Raw genomic sequence first — 23,941 nt, forward strand, 5'->3', positions numbered from 1 at the left:
CGCTTCTGTGATTTATTGCGTAAGCGTTGCTTGCCGAAGCCATCGCCTCCCTCTTGAAAAACTGTCCGGAGTATTGTAGAGTAGCAGCAGAGAGATTTCGCTTAACACCAAAAAATTACGAGCCAGTAATTTTGGTGGTAGGTGGATTAATACGGTGGCGAATAGGTGCGATAGTTATGTGTCAAGAAAAGTCCCTACAAGCTGAAAAAAATAGTAAAAATTAGGCCATAAAATAGGGTAGTTATTATTGACAAACCGTTGAAATCCTTATTGAAGCGTTGGTTTCTGGCGGACGAGCCCCTCCGGAACCGTCCACCAGAAACCAAGCGGGGGAAGGGATTGGAATTATGGGAGAGGTCTAATAGCTTTCTCAAGCTAGAACTTGTCTTTTAAGATCGTCTTTTTGATCGTGACTGGATACTCTGGCATAACCTACTGTCAATTCACTGCCTGTTTTATTGCCAATTAAGTCAGCAATATCATAGCGACAATGACCACCAACTGTACGAGTTGATTTAATTTTGCCGTCAGCCTCCCATAGATCCAAGGTTTTGACCGTTACACCTAATAGCTCGGCTGTTTCTGGAGGACTTAAACTCGACATAACTTGATTAGATCACAACTTTTGTCTAGGTTAATGGGGTATTGTCCAGATTTTGACTCTCGTTATTTAACCCTTTCCCATTTCCCCTTTAGGCATCGCGCAGCAGTCGGCAAGCATACCCACCGACTGCAACGAGCAGTAAGCCCAGCGAGGAGATAGCGTATAACAAAGCCATGCCAGCACCGGCACCTGTCCCGATAATTCCGCCAAAAATAGCTGCTAAAAAACCTCCCGGTTGCATGGCGGGTTCAAAGACGCTATCGGCAAGTGGCCCTGCGATCAATAAACCGATCGCTGACGCCAATTGCACGATAACTGCTCTGGTAGCAAAAACGCGCCCCTGTACTTCTGGTGCGACTTTCGCCAACCAAATCGCCTCGTTGGAACTGCCGAGGATGGGGAAATTGAAAGACGAACAAAATTGAGCGGGAATCCAGATGGAAAGTGCCTGACCGAAAGCAAAGAGTATTTTACTCAAGCCCGCGCCTGCCATGCCGAGCAGAAAGCCCCGGATTCGGCGTTTGGGGCCGCCCCAAATACTGACGATCGATGCTCCTAGAACGCCGCCGGCGCCGGCGGCTGAAAGGATAGTACCTAGGGTTCTGGCATTGTTGCCGGTGCGTGCCAGAATCATCGGCGAGTAGAGGGCCGCGCCGATGTCGTGAGCAAACCAGAATAGCGAAACGGACACCAGCAAGGCCAGCAGGCTGGGACGCTCGACGATGTAGCGGAATCCGAAGCTGAGTTCTTGCAATAGGTGAAAGCGAGTCGGCTGGGGATTGGAGGCGATCGCGGGCTGGGGTATTTTGACAGATACTAGGGTGGCGATCGCTATTGTAAAAGTTGCCAGGTCGATCGTAAAAATCCCGCTCAACCCAATCACAGAATAGAGAATCCCCGCCAGCGTCGGAGCAATAATACTCGCGCCGTAACTTGCCAGAAAACTTAAACTGCTAGCACGGCTGTAATGCTTTTCTGGCATCATTGTGGCGATGGCTGCTGAGTAAGCTAACTGCTGAATTTGGTCAAAAATTCCGTTAACTGCACCCGCTACATATAAATGCCATAGTTGCAGATTTTGGCTGATATAAAGTAATAGGATAGCGAGCGTTAACACAGCTGAAACCGCATCACCGATCGCCATCAAAAATTTTCGATTACAGCGATCGACGAGAATGCCAGCAACCGGAGCGAGCAAGATGCGCGGCAATTGAATAAAAAAAATCAACAAAGCCAAAGCCGTCACTTGACTGGTGGACTCCCAAATCCAAATAGTCAGCGCAAACGCGGACATACCGCTGCCAATCATCGAAGCAGTTTGTCCGAGCCAGAGTTGAATAAATTTTTGCATTAAATAAGCGATTGATAGGATTTAAAATTCAGAGAATCGGGGTTTTTAGGCAGAAGAATGACACCCGCATCAAACCGCACGCCGCTATCCTTAAAACCAAGGCCATTGCTGGCTCAGTGGAGATAATTCTTCATATTGCTGTCTCGCCTCCTTGCGGTAAAATTTCGCCAAATGCCGCTGTCGCCACATTAGTACGCCCGTAACAAACAGTACAATCGCTCCTAATCCTGCGAGCGCGTGTACAAGTCGCAAGTAAATTCCGCCATAGCTGCCAATATGTAACGGATAAAGCGAGTTGAGAATTCGATTGGCTACAGAAGCAGAATTTACACTGTCAGCCTGCAATATTTTGCCACTATATTGGTCGAGATAAATGGTGCTAATACCGTTTGGGTGAGGCTCATTTGGAAATTTTTTCCGTACCTTAAAAGTTTCTTCAGGTGTCAAAGGCAGAGAAATAAAAGTGGTTTTAGCTTCCGTCCAAACGGTATTAACTTGCTGTAATATTTCGTCAATCTTTTGCCTCGATCTGCTAGATTGGGGATGAGAAGTCAATGCTGGCTGTGGCTTTTCATTGGTTAGCCAATACAAAGTCGATTCAACCGACGGGTAAAAAATTATCGCTGTCCCTGTCGCCGAGATGAGTATGAGAAAAGCGACCGATACAATGCCAGAAACGTTATGTAAATCAAATACAGTCCGCTGCCACTGAGCTTTCCAATTAATAGAAAATCCGCGACCCAAATTGCGCCAACCCGTCCACAATACCAAACCAGTAAAAGTTAGTCCTAGCATTACTAGACCGCAAATACCGACAACAAGATGACCGAATTCTCCTCCCGCTAATTCCGCGTGTAACGTCAAAATAAAACCTGTAAAAGTTTGTTTTCCAAGGCGCGTACCCGTAATTTCTCCGCTGTAAGGATTGACATAAACGCTAACTATTTCCTCATTTTTTGACTGCATCCAAACTTGGCAAACTTCCTTCGCTGACCGCGGCAGCAAGATACTAAGAGCTTGATTTTGCGGATAAGCTTTTTCGACAATTTGCAGGACATTTTCCAGCGGTATCTGTTCGGCTTGAGGAATGACTTGCAGGAGTTGGGGATTGAAGAACCGCTCGATTTCGGGACTAAAAACCAGCAAGCTACCCGTTAAAGCAATTACTGCTAGAAATATTCCTACCACCAACCCCAAATACAAGTGCAGTTTGAATGCGAGTTTGCGGAACTTCATCTCTAAATTTTTCTCAAAGCCGTTAACTGTTCTCATTATCTAACCCAAGTTGCTAGTTATAATTAGACGCCCCCAACCCCGCAAATTTCCGGGAATTTTAGAGTATTCTTCCCAAATTTGCGGAGGGCTTTTAGAGTGCCCCCCGAAGCTTGGGGGTAGATTTGTAACTAGCAACTTGGGTCTCTCAGAGGGAGAGTTACCCTTGTTATCATTACCAGAACAACACCTGATAGCGACAGTTAGGCGGCCAGCGCTTTCCTCGCAAGCCCCAACTTTCTCATCAGCAGGAAATCCCCAGCCGATAAATAATTACCAGTTAAGGCGGTAATTAACACTGAGAGTCAAACCTCTGCCTGGATAATTAGAGCTGTCCGAGCCAAATCCAGCTAAGTATTGAGAAACCACGGGAAAATATTGATTATTCAATAAATTCTCGACTTTGACTTGTAGCAGACCTTTTCCCAGTTGAATTGTGCTGACGTAATCCACTGTGAGATAGCTGCTAATTGGGCCACCATCCGAGCCATCTTTGAAGGCTTGATCGCGATTTCCAGAATACAATAACTGTAACCGATTGTTCCATCCCTGCAAAGTTTCGTTTTCGAGATAAGCTGTTAGCTTGAGCGGTGGAATTCGGACGCTATCGAGGGCGATGGAACTGCCATTTTCCTCATATTCGCCTTGAATATAAGTAGCAGTCCCGCCGAGCGACCATGCTCGTGCAGGTTGCCAATCCACAGTCCCTTCTAAGCCGTAAATGCGTTCTGGGGCGCGCTTTAGTTCCAGTCGACCGGTGTTGCCAACTGGTTGAAAATTCACTCCTAGATCAGAGGTATTATAAAAAGCGGCAAGCGACATTTGCACGGATTCCCACGCTCCTCGAATGCCAATTTCGTAGCTGTTCACTTTTTGCGGTTGAGTTACTTCTAACGAAGATTCAATTCCGACAAAATTGTCTGGGGGTTCGCGGAGGATGCGGCCGAAATCGGGAACTGAGAAACCTTGAGCAAAGTTGCCAAATACGTTGAAGTTGTCATTAATTTTATAGACAGCCCCTGTATTAAATAGGGTGGCGTTAAATTTGCGATCGCCTCCTTGGATCTGGCGATCGTTAAAAGTGGTATAATCATTGACTTCTAACCCGATGCGTTCGTGACGTATCCCGCCACTTAGAATGACTATATCGTCAATATTCCATTCCAATTGACCGAAAAGGCCAAGGCTGTTGTAAGTGTAAGGAGGAACGAAAGGACGCTCGGAAATTTTCCGGTAAACCCGACGACCACTTGTGTCAAATATCTCCGGGTCGTACAAGTCGAAACGCTGTTTGCTATCTTCAGTAACATAGTCAGAACCCCAAGTTAATCGAAGATTTTCGGCACGGGACAAAGGAGTGGTAATCGCCAGTCTACCTCCTATCTGTTCGCTCTCGGCTCGCGAACGAGTAACGCCGACAAACGGACCATAGAACTCGAACGGGCGGTAATCTAAAGGAACGCCTGAATTGGAATTCGTTCGATAGTAGATTTGACTTTGAAGGCTGCTGCCAAAAAGGTTTTGGTTGGTGTAACTTAGGTTGAGCTGTGTACTTTTATTTCCCGGTTCTTCCCCGTCGATATCAAAATCTCCGGTTCGGATGGCGCGGGCTTTTTGCCGTCCTTCCTGGTCGTCAACGCTAGAGTCTCCGATCACATTGGGATCTTGGGTTTCCCGATAGTGATTGACAGTTAGTTGCAGCCGCTGTTCGCTGGTCAAATCTACCCCGACTTTGCCCATCACGTTGAAGAGGGTGCTGCTATCTCCGCCGAGTTCAAAAAAGGGAATGCGATCGCCTTTGGCATCGTAAAAAGATCCACTTCTAGAGAGCGAGACAGTGCCCGTCATATCGAAATTGCCACTTCGGCCAGAAATCGTCTGCTGAGCGTTAAAGCCTAGAGCATCTTCTGTGTTTGTTAAAGCGCTACTGACGCCTACTTCAGTAACAGCAGTTAGCCTTTCCTCAGTTGGCCGGCGAGTAATAATATTAACCACGCCACCTGTAGCCTGAGCGCCGTAGATTGCTGTAGACCCCCGCACTACTTCAATGCGTTGGATCGCGCTGGGATCGATGTTTCTATAATCTCTGCCAAAAGATTGAAGATTGGTACCTTGTGGCACGCCGTCAATCAGAACGGAAACGTCGCGACCCCGCAAAGTTTGTCCATAAGTTGCCGTACTTTGAGTCGGGGGCGCAAAACCGGGAACCTCATTTGCCAGAGCTTCCCCGATATTTCTCGATGGCCCTGCCTGCTCCTGAATTTCTTGTGAGTCTACCACCGTTATAGAGCGCGGCACGTTCGTCACTCTTTCTGCGGTTCGCGTTGCAGTGACGACGATTTCAATCGGGTCTCTCCCCACCTGTGGCGTTCCCGGTGGCTGTGTCGGTGTTCCTGGTGGCTGCGCTGTAGGCGGTAAGGGTTCTCCAGGCGTTCCTGGTGGCTGTGCTGTAGGCGGTAAGGGTTCTCCAGGCGTTCCTGGCGGCTGCGCTGTAGGCGGTAAGGGTTCTCCAGGCGTCCCTGGTGGCTGCGCTGTAGGTGGCAAAGGTTCTGCGGGTATCTCTACCTGCTGCCCTGTCGGTGGCACGGGTGCTGCGGGTGTCCCCGGCTGCTGTGTTGTAGCAGCCGGTGCAGGCGGGCGAGCAGTCATCTGCGAGGTGGGTTGTAAGCTGAGAATCAGACCCGCAGCGTTAGGAATCACCCGTGCCACTGGTTGGCCTCTCTCACCAATCACTTTGATTCGGATGCTGTTGTTATCTAAAGGAGTAACGGTGACAGAAGCAATTCCGGCAGCCGGTTTGTCTTGACGAAACTCATTTCCCCCCGGTAGTCGCAGTTGAGCGGTGATGGCATCAATTTGTAAAGTTTCGCCAAAGGTGGTGGTGAACACTTGCAGGGGTCTTCCATCTTCAGTGTCTAGGATGATTTCAATGCCTTCTGACGTGGGGTTGAGGCGAATGCCCGTCACCTGCGCGATGTTGGAAGCGCACGCCGACTGAGCGACTACCGCCGACACGACTCCTGCCAGCCCAAGGCTACTTAGTAATTTCTGCGATATGTTCATTAGTCTTGAATCAACAATTGATAGAACTTCGGATATGTGGTTTGCGTTGTTTGCACAACATGATTTGTGGCAGCGTTGCTGCTCTTGTGGGCAGGAGTGAAACTGACCTGCGGAAGATACGACCTAGTTGTCAGGCGCAGTTCGATCCGATTCTCCCGTCGCTATCCGCCTTTGTCTGGCAGGAAGCGCGTGAGGGCGAACGCCTCAGTCCGGTGGCGCTCTGGACGATCGCCCACGGTTGGCACCTTCCTCGGTTAAAGGAAGTAGTTGCTGGACGCTTAATGAGAAAGTGCCTTAATTAGATAACACAGCAGTTACATCTGTCAAGAGTTAACTAATGAAAACTAATTGCATTTTAATATAGGGGGTTAGACCCCTCTAGCTAGTTGTGCACCACTTGCCTATTATGGTTGCGGTAAGGGCTAGACAAACGAGCGCCTAAAATGCTATGGCAAGAGTTAGAAAAGATTGTCATATAGAAAACCATAGCAGTCAACAAATTTGCTGCCAGACTCTTGACAATAAATATCATCTAGCATAGGATGCTTAAAGTCGATAGCCGTAAAGCCCCTGAAGCTGATATCGAAGCTGGCTCGGACTGAAATCGCCCCGGAGCCATTGCCGAACAGCGCGATCGACAAAAAAAACTCAAAACAAGCGCTAATACCCGGATTGAAGACTCAAACACGCTGATGGGAGACTCGTAACGCCGGACAACTGTCCACAGAAAGTCTATGTGGAAAGAATTTGGCGGAACTGGTTGGCGTACTGCAAACAAGATTTATAGGTAAAAAGAATCGATGAGTGACGCAAGCATTAAGGGAAACCAACTCACCGAAAGTTGTACTTTAGTAGAACTCCTGCAAAACAGAGCATTACACCAACCAGAGCAGAAATATACATTTCTGTTAGACGGAAAAACTGAAACCGCCAGTTTGACCTATCGAGAGTTAGACGCGATCGCCCGATCGCACGCCGTGCGACTTCAGAAATTGGGGTTCACTGGCGAACGAGCCTTACTGCTTTTCCCGCCAGGATTGGACTATCTCGCCGCCTTTTTTGGATGTTTGTACGCCAAAGTGATCGCAGTTCCCCTCTATCCGCCGAAGCTGAAACGGAATTTAGCGAAAATTAGTGCGCTCGCCAAAGACGCAGGAGCAAAAGTTGCGATCGCTCCCGCGCGACACTTGGAAAATTTAGAGCAGCTATGCGAGCAAGCGCCGGAACTCAAAGGGCTGCACTGGCTGAGTGCAGAGGCGCTTGCCGATGACGGGGAAAAGTGGCAGCAGCCACCCATCGATCCCGACTCCGCGGCTTATCTTCAGTACACTTCCGGCTCAACCTCCACCCCCAAAGGCGTAATGGTGAGCCACGCCAACGTTTTGTACAACATCGAATACATTCACCGAGGCTTTCACCACGATGCCGAGAGCGTTGCGGTAACGTGGCTCCCCCCCTTTCACGACATGGGGTTAATTGACGGATTGCTCAAACCTTTGTATTTGGGAATTCCCTCTTACTTCATGCCGCCAGCGGCTTTTATTCAGAACCCGATGTGCTGGTTGGAAGCGATTTCGCGCTACAAAGCTACCCACAGCGGCGGGCCAAATTTTGCTTACGACTTGTGTGCTAGCAAAATAAGCAAAATCTTGGGCGATGGCGAAAAAATGCTCGACTTGAGTAGTTGGCGCGTCGCCTATAACGGCGCAGAACCGATCCACAAAGAAACCCTAGAGCGATTTACCAAAGCTTTTGAGCCCTGCGGTTTTCGCGCCGATGCCTTTTGTCCTGCTTACGGAATGGCAGAAACCACGCTAAAAATTGCCACGGTTCGCAGCGGAATAACACCGACTTTCTTACCTGTTGACGCTGGGGCGCTGGCAAATAATCACATTGTAGAAGTTGTCGAAGGCGATCGCGGCGCGAGAACTTTAGTCGGCTGCGGTTTCCCTGAATTTGGCACTCTAGTTGCGATCGTCAATCCCGAATCTCTGACGCAATGCCAGCCGCACGAAGTCGGAGAAATTTGGGTAGCTGGCGAAACAGTTGCGCGAGGCTATTGGAATCGCCCAGAAGAAACAGAAAAAACCTTTCAAGCATATCTTTCAGATACCCGCGAAGGGCCATTTTTGCGAACAGGAGATTTAGGCTTTTTACGCGGCGGAGAACTGTTTGTTACAGGGCGACTCAAAGATATGATTATCATCCGAGGTCGCAATCTTTACCCCCAAGATATAGAAAGAACCGCAGAGCGCAGCCATCCCAGTTTGCGGCCAGGGGCGATCGCGGCATTCTCGGTGGAAGTCGCCGGCGAAGAGCAGCTAGTTATCGTGCCAGAATTACAATCTCGCAAAGCGCCGGATAATGCCGAGGAAATTATCAGCGCCATCCGCTCCAGCATTGCTCAAGAATATGAAGTGCAAGTTTATGGAGTAGTGCTGATTAAGCCCGGAAGCATTCCGAAAACGACCAGCGGTAAAATTCAACGTCGCGCCGCCTGTGCTGACTTTCTAGCTGACAATTTGGAAGTTTTTGCGAGCAGCGTTTTAGAGTTAGCTGATTTTGTTGAAATAGAGAATCGTCTCACTCGAGAAATTCTGCTGGCAGCAGAGTTAGAAGAACGGCAGCCGCTGCTTGAGGCTTACCTTTGGCAGCAGGTAAACCGCCGGGGAATGAATTCCCCGGATAATAGCCAAAGTCGGCTAGCGACGGAAGAGGAATCTTCAATCCACTTCAGTGCCAGCGGGAAAACACAAGATATTATCGATCGACCGCTCAGTAGCTTTGGACTAGATTCTTTAAGAACTTTTGAGTTAAAAAATCAAATTGAAAGTGACTTGGGCGTTACTGTATCGGTTGCCGATTTGTTTGAGGATAGGAGCATTGCTCGACTGGCAGTGCAAATTCTAGAGCAACTGACAGGAAATACCAAAGCAGCCGTCCCGAGGCCAGTTTCTCGCTCGCGCCATCTTCCCCTGTCTTTTGCCCAAGAGCGCTTGTGGTTCTTCGACCAATTGGAACCGGGAAACCCCTTCTACAACCTCTGCGGTGCGGTTCGGGTAAGTGGGCAACTTAATGTAGAAGCACTCAGGCAAAGTATTGAGAAAATTATCGAGCGGCACGAGGTTTTGAGAACTGCGTTTGTCGCTGTGGAAGGGCAACCGATACAGGTTGTTGCTGCTGCGGGCGATTGGACGCTGCCAGTGATAGATTTGAGCTCGCGCTCCCCAGACGATCGCCAGGCCGAGGTACAAAGGCTGTCGGCCCTCCAAGCGCGAGCTCCCTTTGACTTGGGGCAAAGCTCTCTGCTGCGCGCCAAACTGCTGCGCCTCGACTTCACAGAGCACGTCTTGCTTCTAACCGTGCATCATATCGTTTTTGACGGTTGGTCCCTGGGCGTATTTCTCCGGGAGTTGGCAGAATTTTATCAAGCTTTTGCTAGCGATCGTTTACCCTTGCTTTCCCCGCTGCCAATTCAATACGCCGACTTTGCCGCATGGCAGCGCCAGCAGTTGCAAGGAGAAATATTAGAGACACAACTGGCTTACTGGAAGCAGCAGTTAAGCGGCAGCTTGCCGGTTCTAAATTTACCAACAGACTTTCCTCGCCCCGCCGTTCAAACGTTCCAGGGTGCGAGACAAACTTGGGAGTTGCCCAAAGATTTGAGCTCGGCCCTGGCCGGGTTGGGCCAGCAAGAAAAAGCCACCCTATTTATGACGTTGCTGGCAGCCTTCAAGACGCTGCTTTATCGCTACACGGGGCAGACAGATATTTTAGTTGGCTCTCCCATCGCCAACCGCAATCTCCGCGAGGTTGAAGCATTAATTGGATTTTTTGTCAATACCTTAGTGCTGCGGTCTGACTTAAATGGAAATCCAACTTTTCGAGAGTTGCTAAGGAGCGTGCGAGAAGTGGCATTAGGCGCTTACGCGCATCAAGATGTACCGATTGAGAAGCTGGTCGAGGAGTTGCAGCCAGAGCGAGATTTGAGCTACTCGCCGCTGTTTCAAGTGGGGTTTGCCTTGCAAAACGGCTTGACGCAGACTCTAGAATTGCCAGGGCTGACCTTAAATTCCCATGAAATTGATACCGGAACCGCTAATTTTGACTTGATGCTGTTTTTGGAAGAAACCGATCGGGGGTTGACGGCGACGTGGGAGTACAGCACGAACCTGTTCCAACCCAGCACGATCGCGCGGATGCACGGGCATTTTCAGATTTTGCTGGAAGGAATTATCGCCAATGCCGACACGCCTATTTCAGAATTGCCATTGTTGAGCGATCGCGAACGGCATCAACTGTTGGTGGAGTGGAATAACACGCAAGTGGATTATCCAAAAGATTCTACAATTCACCAGATGTTTGAAGCTCGGGCGCAGCAGACACCCGATGCCATTGCGGTGGTGTTTGAAAACAAACAGCTCACCTATAAGGAACTAAACCAAAAAGCAAATCAAGTCGCGCACTACCTGCAAAAACTCGGTGTAAAACCTGAAGTCCGCGTCGGAATTTATGTCGATCGCTCCCTAGAAATGGTGGTGGGATTGCTGGGAATTATTAAGGCTGGCGGCGCTTATGTTCCGCTCGATCCGGCGTATTCAAGCGAACGCTTGAGCTTCATGCTCGAGGATGCCAAGGTTCAAGTGCTGCTGGCGCAGTCGCATATATATGAGAAGATTCGCGATCGGGCGCGGAGTGCAGTTTTCCTTGATTCAGACTGGGAAAACATCGCGCGAGAAAGCAAAGAAAATTGTTTGAGCGATGTAACGCCCGATTGTCTTGCTTATGTAATCTATACGTCAGGTTCGACAGGGAAACCCAAGGGCGTTCAAGTCAACCATCGCAGCGCCGTTCATCTTTTTGCAGCCACTTACCCCGTATTTAATTTTAGCGAGCGCGACGCTTGGACTGTTTTTCACTCTTACGCTTTCGACTTCTCCGTATGGGAAATTTGGGGAGCGCTTGTTCACGGCGGAAAGCTGGTTATCGTCCCTCTAGAAGTTACTCAATCGCCCTCGGCTTTTTACCAATTGCTATGCTCGGAGCGAGTTACCATTCTCAATCAAACTCCTTCAGCAATCCGCCAACTGATTGACGCTCAAAAAACAGCAGATGGCGAGCCAAAATGGAGCCTGCGCCTAATTATTTGCGGCGGAGAAGCTTTGCCCGCAGAACTCGCTTCTGAGTTGCTTGAGTGGAACGTCCCCCTTTGGAACTTTTACGGCCCCACAGAAGCCACTGTCTGGACAGCCATCCATCCGATAAAATCCGTTGAATCAAAGCGCGGTTCGATCCCGATCGGTCGCCCTCTTCCCAACACCCAGCTCTACATTCTGGACGCAAATTTGCAGCCGGTTCCTGTAGGCGTTTTGGCCCAACTGTATATCGGCGGCGCTGGCTTATCCAGAGGCTATTTGAACCTACCCGAACTAACTGCCGAAAAGTTTATTCCCAATCCCTTCAGTCAGGAAATCGAGGCGCGGTTGTACAACACAGGAGATGTTGCCCGCTACCTGCCAGATGGAACGATTGAATTTTTAGGCCGCAGCGACAATCAAGTCAAAATTCGCGGTTTCCGAATTGAACTGGGCGAGATTGAAGCGGTACTGAGCCAGCATCCAGCAGTGCGGGAAAGTGTAGTGCTGCTTGGGGAGGATAATTCAGGCGAAAACCGCTTGGTGGCTTATATCGTTTCTAGCTCTGAATTGAGCACTGGGCAGCCATCTTTAATTAGCAAACTGCGTGACTTTCTCAAAGAAAAGCTGCCACAATACATGATCCCTTCAGCCTTCGTGCTGCTAGAGGCTCTGCCTTTAACATCTAATGGAAAAATTGATCGCCGATCGCTCAGAGGGCTCGATGTAGAAAGATCGGAATTAAACGCCGCTTCTGCACCTCGCACTCGGGAAGAACAGTTACTCGCTGAAATTTGGAGTCAGGTTCTCGGCGTCAAACAAATAGGAATTGGCGACAATTTCTTCGAGTTGGGAGGACATTCCCTGCTGGCCACGCAACTGATTGCTAAAGTTCGAGAAGCGTTTCAGGTAGAGTTGCCGCTACGCAGTTTGTTTCAGTCTCCGACGGTGGAAAGTTTGGCAGAAGCGATCGCCATCGCTAAAGCGCAGCAGGCGATCGAATCTCGCCCGATTGCCCAACTGCCTGCAATCGTCCCCGATCCTCAAAATCGCTGCGAACCTTTTCCGCTCAATGAAATGCAGCAGGCGTACTGGATCGGGAGAAATAGCTTTTTTGAAATGGGGAATGTCGCCATTCACGGCTATGTAGAAATTGAAGGCGACGATATAGATTTAGAGCGGTTTAGCCTCGCGTGGCAGCGAGTGGTGGAACGCCACGATATGCTGCGCGCGATCGTCCATCCAGACGGGCAACAGCAAATTTTAGAAACAGTGCCAGCTTATGCAATTCCAGTATTAGATTTGCGCGGACAAAGCCCAGAGGCGGTGAATTGCCAACTCGAAGCAATTCGCGAGTCCCTGTCTCACCAAGTGCTGCCGCTCGATCGCTGGCCGCTTTTCGAGATTCGCGCCTCGCTTCTGAGCGATCGCCGCATCCGCTTGCACGTCAGCATTGACGCCTTGTGCATTGACGGTTGGAGCTATCAAATTCTCTTCGGAGATTTGGTGACGTTTTACCGCAATCCCAACGCGGCGATCACGCCTTTGCAACTGTCATTCCGCGACTACGTTATAGCTGCGATCGCGCTCCAAGATGCCCCATTTTTCCAGCAATCTTTAGAGTATTGGAAAAATCGCCTCGCCACTCTGCCGCCAGCGCCCGAACTCCCCTTGGCCAAGCATCCGAGTTCACTGACACAGCCTCGCTTCAAGCGCAGGACCGCTCAGTTAGAGCCGGAAACGTGGAAAAAACTTAAAGCCAGAGCCGCGCGATCGGCGCTTTCTCCGACAGGCGTTTTGCTGGCTGCTTATGCCGAAGTTCTGGGCCTGTGGAGCAAAAGCCCTCGGTTTACCCTCAACGTGCCGCGCTTCAATCGCCTTTCGCTGCACCCGCAAGTCAACGACATTATCGGCGAGTTTGCCTCGTTTACTTTGCTGGAGGTAGACAACTCGCGCCGAGAAAGTTTTGAAGTTCGGGCGAAACGCCTGACTCAGCAGCTTTGGCACGATTTAGAGCACCAGTACGTCAGCGGCGTGCGCGTTCTGCGAGAATTGACGCAACTGCTGGGAAGAACATCGGCGGCACCGATGCCAGTGGTATTCACGACTAATCCGCAGAATAACCCCGGACAAAGCGATTCTTCCATACTGGCCGCGATCGCAGAAATCGGAGAGGTTGTTTACGTCGTCGGTCAAACTCCCCAAGTTTGGATAGACAATCAGTACAGCGAAGCTGGCGGCACTCTATTCTTGAACTGGGATGCGGTGGAAGAACTCTTCCCCCAAGGGCTAATCGACGATATGTTTGATGCCTACTGCCGCCTGTTGCAGCGCCTCGCCAGCTCGGAGGAAGCTTGGCAGGGAACGGCGCAGTTGCAGCAGCAAGCCGTCGCTAACGGCATCGAAGCACCGATTCCCGATGTATTGCTGCACGAACTGTTTGCTGAGAAAGTCGCGTCGCGATCGCACGAACCCGCCATTATTACACGTGATCGTACCCTCACCTACGAGGAACTATATCTGCGATCGAATCAAGTCGCTCACCGATTGCGGAAGCTGGGAGCTCGCCCCAACCAGTTGGTTGCCGTCGTCATGGAAAAAGGATGGGAGCAAATCGTCGCTGTGCTCGGCATTCTCGCATCCGGGGCAGCTTATTTGCCCGTAGATGCGGCGCTACCAAAAGAGCGGCTGTGGTATTTGCTGGAAAATGGCGAAGTTGAGATTGTTTTGACGCAATCTCAGTTAAATCAGCGATTGGAATGGCCGGAAAATGTGCGGCGAATTTGTCTAGATACCGACGAATTGGCTGCAGAAAGCAGCGAAGCTTTGGAGTCGGTGCAGGAACCGGAAGATTTAGCGTATGTGATTTATACTTCCGGCTCAACTGGCTTGCCGAAAGGCGTGGCGATCGCGCACCGCGGTGCAGTCAATGCGATCGCTCAGACCAACCAAGTGTTTAATGTGGCCGAGTGCGATCGCGCGATCGCAGTCACTGCACTGCACCACGATATGTCGGTTTATGATATCTTCGGCATCCTAGCAGCGGGGGGAGCGATCGTCATTCCCGATGCGGCGCAACGGCTAGACCCCGCTCACTGGGCTCAATTGATGGTAAAAGAGCGCGTCACCATTTGGAACTCGGTTCCCCCGATGATGGAAATGCTGCTCGATTACGCTGGCGGACGTTCTGAGGTGTTGCCAGAGTGCTTGCGCTGGGCGTTTCTCGGTGGAGACTGGATACCTATAACCCTGCCTGAGAGGTTAAGGGCGATCGTCAAAGAATGTCGCGTTGTCAGTGTCGGCGGGCCAACCGAAACTACCCTTTGGAATATTTGGTATCCGGTAGAAACTGTTGATTCTTCTTGGAAGAGCATTCCCTACGGATCGCCGATCGCCAATACACGCTATTACATTTTGAATGAAAGGCTCGAAGACTGTCCCGTCTGGGTTGCCGGCGAGATGTGCTGTGCCGGAGTTGGACTGACAAAAGGATACTGGCGGAATGAAGAAAAAACTCGCGCCAGCTTCCTCACGCACCCCGTTACGGGCGATCGCTTGTACCGAACGGGAGATTTAGGGCGCTTCCTCCCTGACGGCAACATCGAATTTTTAGGACGAGAAGATTTCCGCCTTAAAATTCGCGGATTCCGCATCGAAGCCGGAGAAATTGAAGCTGCTTTGAATGAGCACCCAGCAGTCAAAGCATCCATTGTCACCGCCTTGGGAGAAAAGCACAGTCAAAAGCGCTTAGTAGCATATATTGTTCCACAACAAAACGCTGCCCCGGCAGTTGAAGAATTGCGCCAATTCCTGAGCGAAAAACTGCCCGATTATATGGTGCCTTCTGCATTTATAATTTTGGACGCGCTGCCGCTTTCGGAGAACGGCAAAGTTAACCGCAAGGCACTGCCTGAACCGGAGGCCGCGATTCAACAAGAAAAGATTTTTGTCGCACCACGCACCCCTATTGAGGCAATGTTAGCGAGAATTGGCTGTGAGGTTCTCGGCATCGAACAGTTAAGCATTGCCGATAACTTTTTTGAACTAGGAGGAAATTCGCTGCTGGCAATTCAATTAGCAGCAAAGGTACGAGAATCTTGTCAGATAGAATTGCCTTTATGCGATATTTTTGCAGGACAATCGCTCGCCGTACTTGCTGAAAATATTTCTGAAGCCAAAAACAAAAACGCGACAGTTGAAGAACCCGCGATCGCGCCTGTTTCGCGATCGGCGTACCGCATGAAACTGTCATCTTTGCGCTAAGCACAAATCAGTGATGAGTCATGGGATTGCAGCCCATAACTCATAACCAATCCCCAAATATCCGCTGCCATCTCAATTACCAACTACCAGTTACTAATCCAATGACGGTGCATTTTTCCGAAAAACCTCCAACAGATACTCGCGAGTCTGCGAATGCTTCCGAAGAAGAAGTATTTGCATTTCCCACCTCTTTTGCCCAGCAAAGACTGTGGTTTATTGACCAATTTGAACCGGGAAACCCTTTTTACAACCTTCCGGCGGCTGTGTTACTCAAAGGCAGGCTAAATGTAGTCGTGCTAGAGCTAAGTTTGAAGGAAATTGTGCGCCGTCACGAAGCTTTGCGGACGACATTTGCCACTGTAGACGGTCAACCCGTGCAGGTGGTTGGTCAGAATTTTAATTTCGGGCTGCAAGTTTTAGACCTGCAACAATTGGCGGAAACTGAGCGAGAAGAAAAAGTAAAACAACTGGCTGCTGAAGAAGCTAGCAAACCTTTTGACCTCACCAAAGGGCCGCTATTGCGAGCTAGTTTGCTACACTTAGATGCTGAGGAATATGTGTTGCTGCTGACGCTACACCACATTATTTTTGATGGCTGGTCAATCGGAGTCTTTCTGCAAGAATTAGCAGCACTTTACGAAGCGTTTTCGATTGGCAAACCATCCCCACTTCCCGAACTTTCCATACAGTACGCCGATTTTGCTATTTGGCAGCGGGAATGGCTTACGGGCGATCGCTTGCAAACTCAGCTTAACTACTGGAAAAAGCAGCTTAGTGGCGCTCCCCCCTTGCTAGAATTGCCAGCCGATCGCCCCCGTCCCCCGGTGCAAACCTATCGGGGTGCAAAAGAATCATTCCTCATCCCCAAAACGCTAACGGAAGCCCTCAAAAAGCTCAGCCGCCTGGAAAATGTCACCCTGTTTATGACACTGCTAGCAGCCTTTAAAACGTTGCTCTATCGCTATACAGGACAGGCAGATATCCCCGTAGGCTCTCCCATTGCCAACCGCAACAGAGCGGAAATTCAAGGGCTAATCGGCTTTTTTGTCAATAATTTAGTATTGCGAACTGATTTGTCAGGGACTCCCACTTTTCGGCAGTTGCTCGTTCGCATTCGGGAGGTGAGTTTAGAAGCTTACGCTCACCAGGATTTGCCGTTTGAAAAACTGGTTGAAGAGTTGCAACCCGATCGAAATTTGAGCTACAATCCACTGTTCCAAGTTGCTTTTGTTTTGCAAGCTGCACCTGTTGCTGCGGAATCAATAGCCGGACTCAATCTCACTCTTTTAGATGTTGAGAATCAGACAGCAAAAGTAGACTTAACGCTGTATTTAGAAGAAAAGCAGGAAGAAATTAGCGGTCAGTTTGAATACAGCACAGATTTATTTGATGCAGCCACAATCAAGCGGATGGCGGGGCATTTTATCACGTTGCTGGATGGCATAGCTGCCAACCCAGAGCGGCGGATTGAAGAGTTGCCGTTGCTGGGGGAAAAAGAGCGGCATCAGTTGTTGATAGAGTGGAATGACACCCGCGCTGATTATTCGAGCGAGCGCTGCATTCATCAATTATTTGAAGCGCAGGCACAGCGAACTCCCGATGCAATTGCCGTCGTATTTGAAGACCAAAAACTTACCTACCGCGAGCTGAATGAACGAGCAAACCAACTCGCACATTACCTGCAAAAAATCGGCGTTAAACTTGAAGTTTTGGTGGGAATTTATGTCGAGCGTTCCCTAGAAATGGTGGTCGGACTTCTTGCCATCCTCAAAGCGGGTGGCGCTTACGTTCCCCTCGACCCGGCCTATCCGCCAGAGCGCCTCGCCTTCATGCTAAAAGATGCGGCAATTCCAATTCTCTTAACTCAGAAACGGCTGTTAGAAACCCTGCCGGAAAACAGCGCCCACGTCGCCTGCTTGGATGCCGAGTGGGAAGCCATATCGAGCAGTACCGAGCCAGCCGCTGGCTTACAAAATTCTTCCAATTTAGCCTATGTCATTTATACTTCAGGCTCAACAGGACAACCCAAAGGGGTGCAAATTTCCCACGCTGCTGTCGTCAACTTTTTGATTTCTATGCGTCAGCAGCTCGCGATTGCAGACCGAGATATTTGGCTGGCAGTCACCTCCTTATCTTTTGACATTGCAGCGCTGGAGTTATTCCTGCCTATTACAACAGGTTCTCGCGTCGTTCTCGCCAGCCGAAAAGTGGCATCTGACGGACAAAAACTGTTAGAAACCTTAAATAATTCTGGCGCAACCATTATGCAAGCTACTCCAGCCAGTTGGAAAATGCTTTTAGCAGCGGGATGGCCCGGAAGCGAGGGATTAAAAATACTGTGCGGGGGAGAAGCTTTACCTCAACAGCTTGCCAATCAGTTGCAGTTGCGGGGCGCTTTGGTGTGGAATTTATACGGCCCGACAGAAACCACCATCTGGTCTACTCTCTATCAGGTTGACCGCAAAGATGAATCAGTTTCCATCGGTCGCCCTATTGCTAACACTCAAATTTACATTTTAGACCGCTATTTAATGCCGGTTCCCGTTGGTATTTTTGGCGAACTGCATATTGGGGGGGCTGGCTTATCCAGAGGCTATCTAAACCGACCGGAACTTACCGCAGAAAAGTTTATTCCTAACCCCTTTGCACAGGGGGGAATATATGCTTCATTGATCCTTCATTCTTCATCCTTCATTCTATCAGAACGCCTCTATAAAACTGGGGACTTGGCTCGCTATCTCCCCGACGGAAATATTGAATTTATGGGGCGCAGCGACCATCAGGTGAAAGTACGGGGTTATCGAATCGAGTTAGGAGAAATTGAGGAAACTCTCGGACAGCACCCCGCGGTGCAAGATGCGGCGGCGATCGCGCGCGATGACGGTTCCGGTAACCAGCGCTTAGTCGCTTATGTAGTGCTTAACCAAGACAAACTTCCCAGCATCAGCAACCTGCGTGCCTACCTGCAAGAAAAGCTGCCGGAATACATGGTGCCGTCTGCATTTGTCATGCTGGAATCGCTGCCTCTAACTCCCAACGGAAAAATAGACCGCAAAGCTCTTCCCGCACCGGATGCCGCATTCCTTCAGAAAACCTTTGTCGCGCCTAATACCCCGGTTGAAAAAGTTCTCGCAGGCATCTGGGCTGAAATACTCGGAGTGGAAAAAATCGGCATTCACGACAACTTTTTTATCGATTTAGGAGGGCACTCCCTACTAGCAACGCAAATCATCTCAGCCGTGCGCGACACCTTCGGGGTAGATGTCCCCCTGCGCTCCTTCTTCGAGTCACCTACCGCATCCGAGCAAGCCGCTGCCCTGGTGGAAAATCCCGCGCAGCGAGAGAACGTTGAAAATACCGCTCAATTGCTGCTGAGTCTTGCGGAACTTTCCGATGAAGAAGTAGAGCGAATGCTCGACGAAAAAACTTCTCTACTTGATCGGGAATTGGCGATCGCCTCTCCCTCTACTTATTAATTCCAGCAGTCTAGTCAAAATTAATCAGGGTCAAATGAGCTATTTGAAACTATCTGCAAAAAAACGCGCATTGCTGGAAGTGATGCTACGAGAAAAGGGGGTAGAATCCTCAAGCGATCGCAGAATTCCTAGAAGGAAAGAAGGCGACTCGCTCCCCTTGTCTTTCGCCCAGCAACGGCTGTGGTTTTTCGACCAGTTCGAGGCAGGAAAATCTTTCTACAATCTCCCAGGCGCTATCCGACTCAAAGGCAAATTAAATGTCGCCGTGTTGGAGCAAACTTTCAACGAAATCGTCAACCGGCACGAAGCCTTGCGATCGACTTTTACTGAGGTTCAGGGACAGCCAATTCAAGTCATTGCTCCTCCTGGAACTCCCTTGCGGCTGCCAGTAATAGACCTGCGAGAACTGCCCCAGAACGATCGAGAGGCAGCCGTAAAGCAGCTATCTGCAAAGGAAGCGCAACAGCCCTTTGACTTAGAACTAGGCCCCTTGCTGCGGACATCTTTGCTACAGCTTAGCGAAGAAGAATACGTCTTACTGCTGACGATGCACCACATTGTTTCAGATGGCTGGTCCATAGGAGTGCTGGCGCGGGAACTGGCGGCAATTTACGAAGCCTTATCCGCCGGAAACCAACCGCAGCTTCCAGAGCTTCCCGTGCAGTATGCCGACTTTGCGATCTGGCAGCGCAACTGGCTCTGCGGCGAAGTGCTGCAAACTCAGCTTGCGTACTGGAAGCAACAGTTGGAGGGAGCGCCTCCCTTGCTGGAACTGCCAGCCGATCGACCCCGGCCTCCCATTCAGACTTCCGAAGGCGCAACCCAGTCGGTATTGCTGTCTCAGGAGCTGACAGCCGCCCTCAAAAACCTCAGCCAGCGGGAGGACGTTACCCTGTTTATGACGCTGCTGGCAGCATTTAAAGCGCTGCTTTACCGCTATACAGGGCGGACAGACTTGCTAGTCGGCTCCCCGATCGCCAACCGCAACCGCGCGGAAATTGAAGGGCTCATTGGCGTATTCGTCAATACCCTGGTGTTGCGGACTGACGTTTCCGGCGATCCTACTTTTCGAGAATTGCTTCAACGCTTGCGCGAGGTGACTTTGGGAGCCTACGCGCACCAAGACTTGCCATTTGAGAAACTGGTTGAGGAACTGCAACCCGAGCGCAGTCTGAGTTATAACCCGGTATTTCAGGTTATGTTCCAGTTGCGGAACAACCCCATGCCGCCCTTGGAGCTGTCCGGATTGACTTTAAATCTGCTCGATGTCGAAACGAATACGACGCAGTGTGATTTGAGCTTGGATTTAGAAGAAGTGGGGGAAAGGCTGCAAGCCTCAGTGGAATACAGCACGCATTTGTTCGATCGCGTCACCATTACCCGGATGCTCGGACACCTGCAAACCTTGTTGGAAGGTATCGCCGCTAATCCAGAGCAGAACCTCTCCAGCTTGCCCCTGCTGACTGCTGCCGAAAAGCAGCAATTGCTGGAGTGGAATAACACCAATACGGGTTATTTGCCCAACCAGTGCCCGCAGGAGCTGTTTGAAAAACAGGTGGAGCAAACCCCCGACGCCCCGGCGGTAGTCTTTGATAACCAGCAGCTAACCTACCGACAGCTCAACGCCAAGGCAAACCAAATCGCGCATTACTTGCAAAAGCTGGGAGCAAGGAAAGAGGTGCTGGTGGGCGTTTGCGCCGATCGCTCTCTAGAGGCGATCGCAGCTTTTCTGGGCGTCCTCAAAGCAGGTGCAGCCTACCTGCCCCTAGACCCCGCTTACCCGCCGAAGCGCTTGGCTTATATGCTCGAAGACGCCCGGGCACCGCTGCTGGTGACGCAACAACACCTGTTAAACAAGCTCCCCCCGCACTCCTGCAAAGTCGTTTGTTTGGACGCAGACTGGAAGCAAGTTTCCCTGGAGAGCGAAGAAAACCCCTCTAACACAGCCGCGCCTGAAAACCTCGCTTACGTTACCTACACCTCGGGTTCTACTGGACGATCTAAAGGGGTGGCAGTCAATCGCAGCAGTCTGGTAAATGCCTATTTAGGCTGGGAAACCGCTTATGAGCTTCGCTCTGGGGTAACATCTCACCTCCAGATGGCCAGCTTCTCCTTCGACGTTTTTAGCGGCGACTTGATGCGATCGCTGTGTTCTGGCGGCAAACTCGTGCTGTGCGATCGCGAGAAGCTGCTCGCGCCGCAGGAACTCTACGAACTGATGCGGCAGCAAAAGATCGACTTTGCCGAATTCGTTCCCGCCGTCTTGAGGAACCTGATCCAGTACCTAGAAGAGAGCGGACAGCGGCTCGACTTTATGAAAATCCTCGTCTGCGGCTCAGACAGTTGGTATGGCTCGGAATATGAAAAATTCCGGCAATTGTGCGGCCCTGAAACTCGGTTGATTAACTCCTTTGGGGTCACTGAAGCCACCATCGACAGTTGCTATTTTGAAAGCGCGACGGGAAATTTAGCGGGCGAGCAGTTAGTGCCCATCGGACGGCCCTTTCCCAACACCCAGCTTTACATCTTAGACGCTGCCTTGGGACCCGTGCCGATCGGCGTTCCCGGAGAACTGCACGTCGGCGGTGCAGGCTTGGCGCGGGGCTATTTCAACCGCCCCGAATTAACCGCTGAGAAATTCATTGCCAACCCCTTCTGGGAAGAAATTTCTGCTTTCGGGCCTTCAAATCGCCTTTACAAAACTGGGGATTTAGCTCGCTACTTGCCATCTGGCAATATCGAGCTAATTGGTCGCATTGACAATCAGGTGAAAATCCGCGGCTTCCGCATCGAGCTGGCAGAGATTGAGGCGGCACTCTCCCAGCATCCGGCCGTGCGGGAAAGTGCTGTTTTGGTGTGGTCCGAGACGAACGCTCGCAAGCGTCTCGTTGCTTACGTCGTCCCCGACGCCCGAGAGCAAAATTCTTCACTGCCTTCTAGCGAGCTGCGCCAGTTTCTGCAAGAACGCTTACCAGAGTATATGGTGCCGTCTGCCTTCGTCTTGCTGGAGAAACTGCCTTTAACGCCCAACAGCAAGCTCGATCGGGCTGCGCTGCCAGCGCCGGACTTGACGCGATCCGAATTGGAAGAGACTTTCGCGGCTCCTTCCAGCAGCGTCGAGGAGCAACTCGCGAGTATTTGGGCGCAGGTACTCGGAATCGAGCGAGTGGGCATACACGACAACTTTTTCGAGTTGGGCGGAGATTCGATTCTCAGCATTCAGATTGTCGCCCAAGCCAATCGAGCGGGGATTCAACTGACTCCCAAACTGCTATTCCAGCACCAGACAATCGCGTTTCTGGCAGCCGCTGCTGGCACTGTCGAGGCTGTGCGAGCCGAGCAAAAACCGGTGACGGGCGCGGTGCCGCTGACTCCCGTGCAGCAGTGGTTCTTTGAAGAAAATTTTGCCTGTGGATACCACTGGAATCAAGCCGTGATGTTAGAAGTGCGGCAACCCCTCGAAGCAGTGCTGCTGGAGCGAGCGTTCGCGCAACTTCTGACGCACCACGACGCCCTGCGCCTGCGCTTTGCCCCCGGCGAATCTGGCTGGCAGCAGTTCAATGCCGAACCGGGGGGAGCCGTGCCGTTTGAAAAATTAGATTTATCTAATTTGTTGACAAATGAGCAAACTTGTGCTATTTTGTCTAAAGCCGATGCACTACAGGCAAGCTTAAACCTGTCAGAAGGGCCGATCGCGCGCGCTGTTCTGTTCGATCTGGGGGCGCAGCAACCTTCGCGCCTGCTAATAGTTATCCATCACTTAGCTGTCGATGGCGTATCGTGGCGAATTTTGCTCGAAGACTTGCATAATGCCTGCGAGCAGTTGAGCAGGGGTCTTGCAATCTCGCTGCCGCCGAAGACGACATCTTTCAAACAGTGGGCACAGGGGCTGGTTGAATACGCTCGGTCAGAAGCGTTGCACCAAGAATTCGATTACTGGCTGGCACACCTGCAAAAGCCGATTTCTCCCCTGCCAGTAGATTTCGCTGGGGGAAGCAATGCGGTAGCGCAGTCGCGCATCGTGTCGGTGGCGATCGCTGCTGAAGACACTAACGTCTTGCTGCACGAAGTTCCCAAAGTCTACCGAACTCAAATTAACGACGTTCTGCTGGCAGCACTGGCGTGGGCGTTTGCCCAGTGGACCCGAGAGCTAACGCTGCTGGTTGATTTAGAGGGGCACGGGCGGGAAGATATCTTCCCAGATGCAGACGTTTCGCGGACTGTGGGTTGGTTTACTTCCGTGTTTCCGGTACTGCTGTCGATCGGCGAGGCTTCCACTCCCGCAGATGGCTTAAAGGCTGTCAAAGAACAGTTGCGCGCCATCCCGAATCGCGGTATGGGTTACGGGTTGCTGCGATATCTCGCTGGCGGCGAAATTTCCCAGAAACTGCAATCGCTCCCTGCAGCAGAGGTGAGTTTCAATTACCTCGGACAGTTCGACCAAGTTCTCCCTGAATCATCTTTATTTGCCCTGTCTGGGGAATCCGTCGGGCAGCCTTTTAGCCCCGAAGGAAACCGCAGCTATTTGATAGAAATTAACGGATTTGTTGCGGGCGGGCAGTTGCGAATGGATTGGACTTACAGCGAGGAAATCCACCGACGTTCTACGGTGGAGAATTTAGCGCAAAAATTTGCCGAAGCCCTGCGAGCGATCGCCCTGGCTTCCCAGGAACCCGAAGCAGTCGGCTGCACTCCCTCTGACTTTGCAGAATTTAAGTGGAGCCAGTGGACGCAAAACGACCTAGAAGACATTCTTTCAGCAATTGGAAAAGTTTGA

At 50.8% G+C, this 23,941-nt stretch carries 8 protein-coding genes; 4 read left to right on the top strand and 4 right to left on the bottom strand.

Annotation, left to right across the window (positions count from 1 at the left end; translation table 11 throughout):
• Positions 1–370 precede the first annotated feature (370 nt).
• The 4 genes from QUB25_RS14430 to QUB25_RS14445 all read right to left on the bottom strand — a co-directional run bounded on the left by QUB25_RS14430 (position 371) and on the right by QUB25_RS14445 (position 6,290).
• Entirely contained in the window at positions 371–604 is a 234-nt protein-coding gene (locus QUB25_RS14430; protein ID WP_333183865.1) for a MerR family DNA-binding transcriptional regulator, read from the bottom strand.
• A gap of 88 nt (positions 605–692) precedes the next feature.
• Complete coding sequence (locus QUB25_RS14435; protein ID WP_333183866.1) at positions 693–1,955, bottom strand: MFS transporter; 1,263 nt, start codon at positions 1,953–1,955, stop codon at positions 693–695.
• 90 nt (positions 1,956–2,045) lie between these two features.
• Positions 2,046–3,227 (bottom strand): PepSY-associated TM helix domain-containing protein, encoded by a 1,182-nt coding sequence (locus tag QUB25_RS14440; RefSeq protein ID WP_333183867.1) that lies wholly within the window; start codon positions 3,225–3,227, stop codon positions 2,046–2,048.
• A 273-nt stretch (positions 3,228–3,500) separates the two neighbouring features.
• Complete coding sequence (locus tag QUB25_RS14445) at positions 3,501–6,290, bottom strand: TonB-dependent receptor domain-containing protein (RefSeq protein WP_333183868.1); 2,790 nt, start codon at positions 6,288–6,290, stop codon at positions 3,501–3,503.
• Between the two features lie 5 nt (positions 6,291–6,295).
• On the opposite strand from QUB25_RS14445, the gene QUB25_RS14450 reads away from it, so the two are divergent.
• From QUB25_RS14450 to QUB25_RS14465, 4 genes are all read left to right on the top strand, one after another.
• Positions 6,296–6,592, top strand: a complete 297-nt coding sequence (locus tag QUB25_RS14450; protein WP_333183869.1) for a hypothetical protein — start codon at positions 6,296–6,298, stop codon at positions 6,590–6,592.
• 498 nt (positions 6,593–7,090) lie between these two features.
• Complete coding sequence (locus tag QUB25_RS14455) at positions 7,091–15,688, top strand: amino acid adenylation domain-containing protein (protein ID WP_333183870.1); 8,598 nt, start codon at positions 7,091–7,093, stop codon at positions 15,686–15,688.
• A 20-nt stretch (positions 15,689–15,708) separates the two neighbouring features.
• Positions 15,709–19,164 (top strand): amino acid adenylation domain-containing protein, encoded by a 3,456-nt coding sequence (locus QUB25_RS14460; protein WP_333183871.1) that lies wholly within the window; start codon positions 15,709–15,711, stop codon positions 19,162–19,164.
• A 34-nt stretch (positions 19,165–19,198) separates the two neighbouring features.
• The gene (locus QUB25_RS14465) at positions 19,199–23,941 is read left to right on the top strand and encodes an amino acid adenylation domain-containing protein (protein ID WP_333183872.1); all 4,743 of its coding nucleotides are present in this window, start codon (positions 19,199–19,201) and stop codon (positions 23,939–23,941) included.

Source organism: Microcoleus sp. B3-D7 (assembly GCF_036705305.1).
Classification (GTDB): Bacteria; Cyanobacteriota; Cyanobacteriia; order Cyanobacteriales; family Microcoleaceae; genus Microcoleus.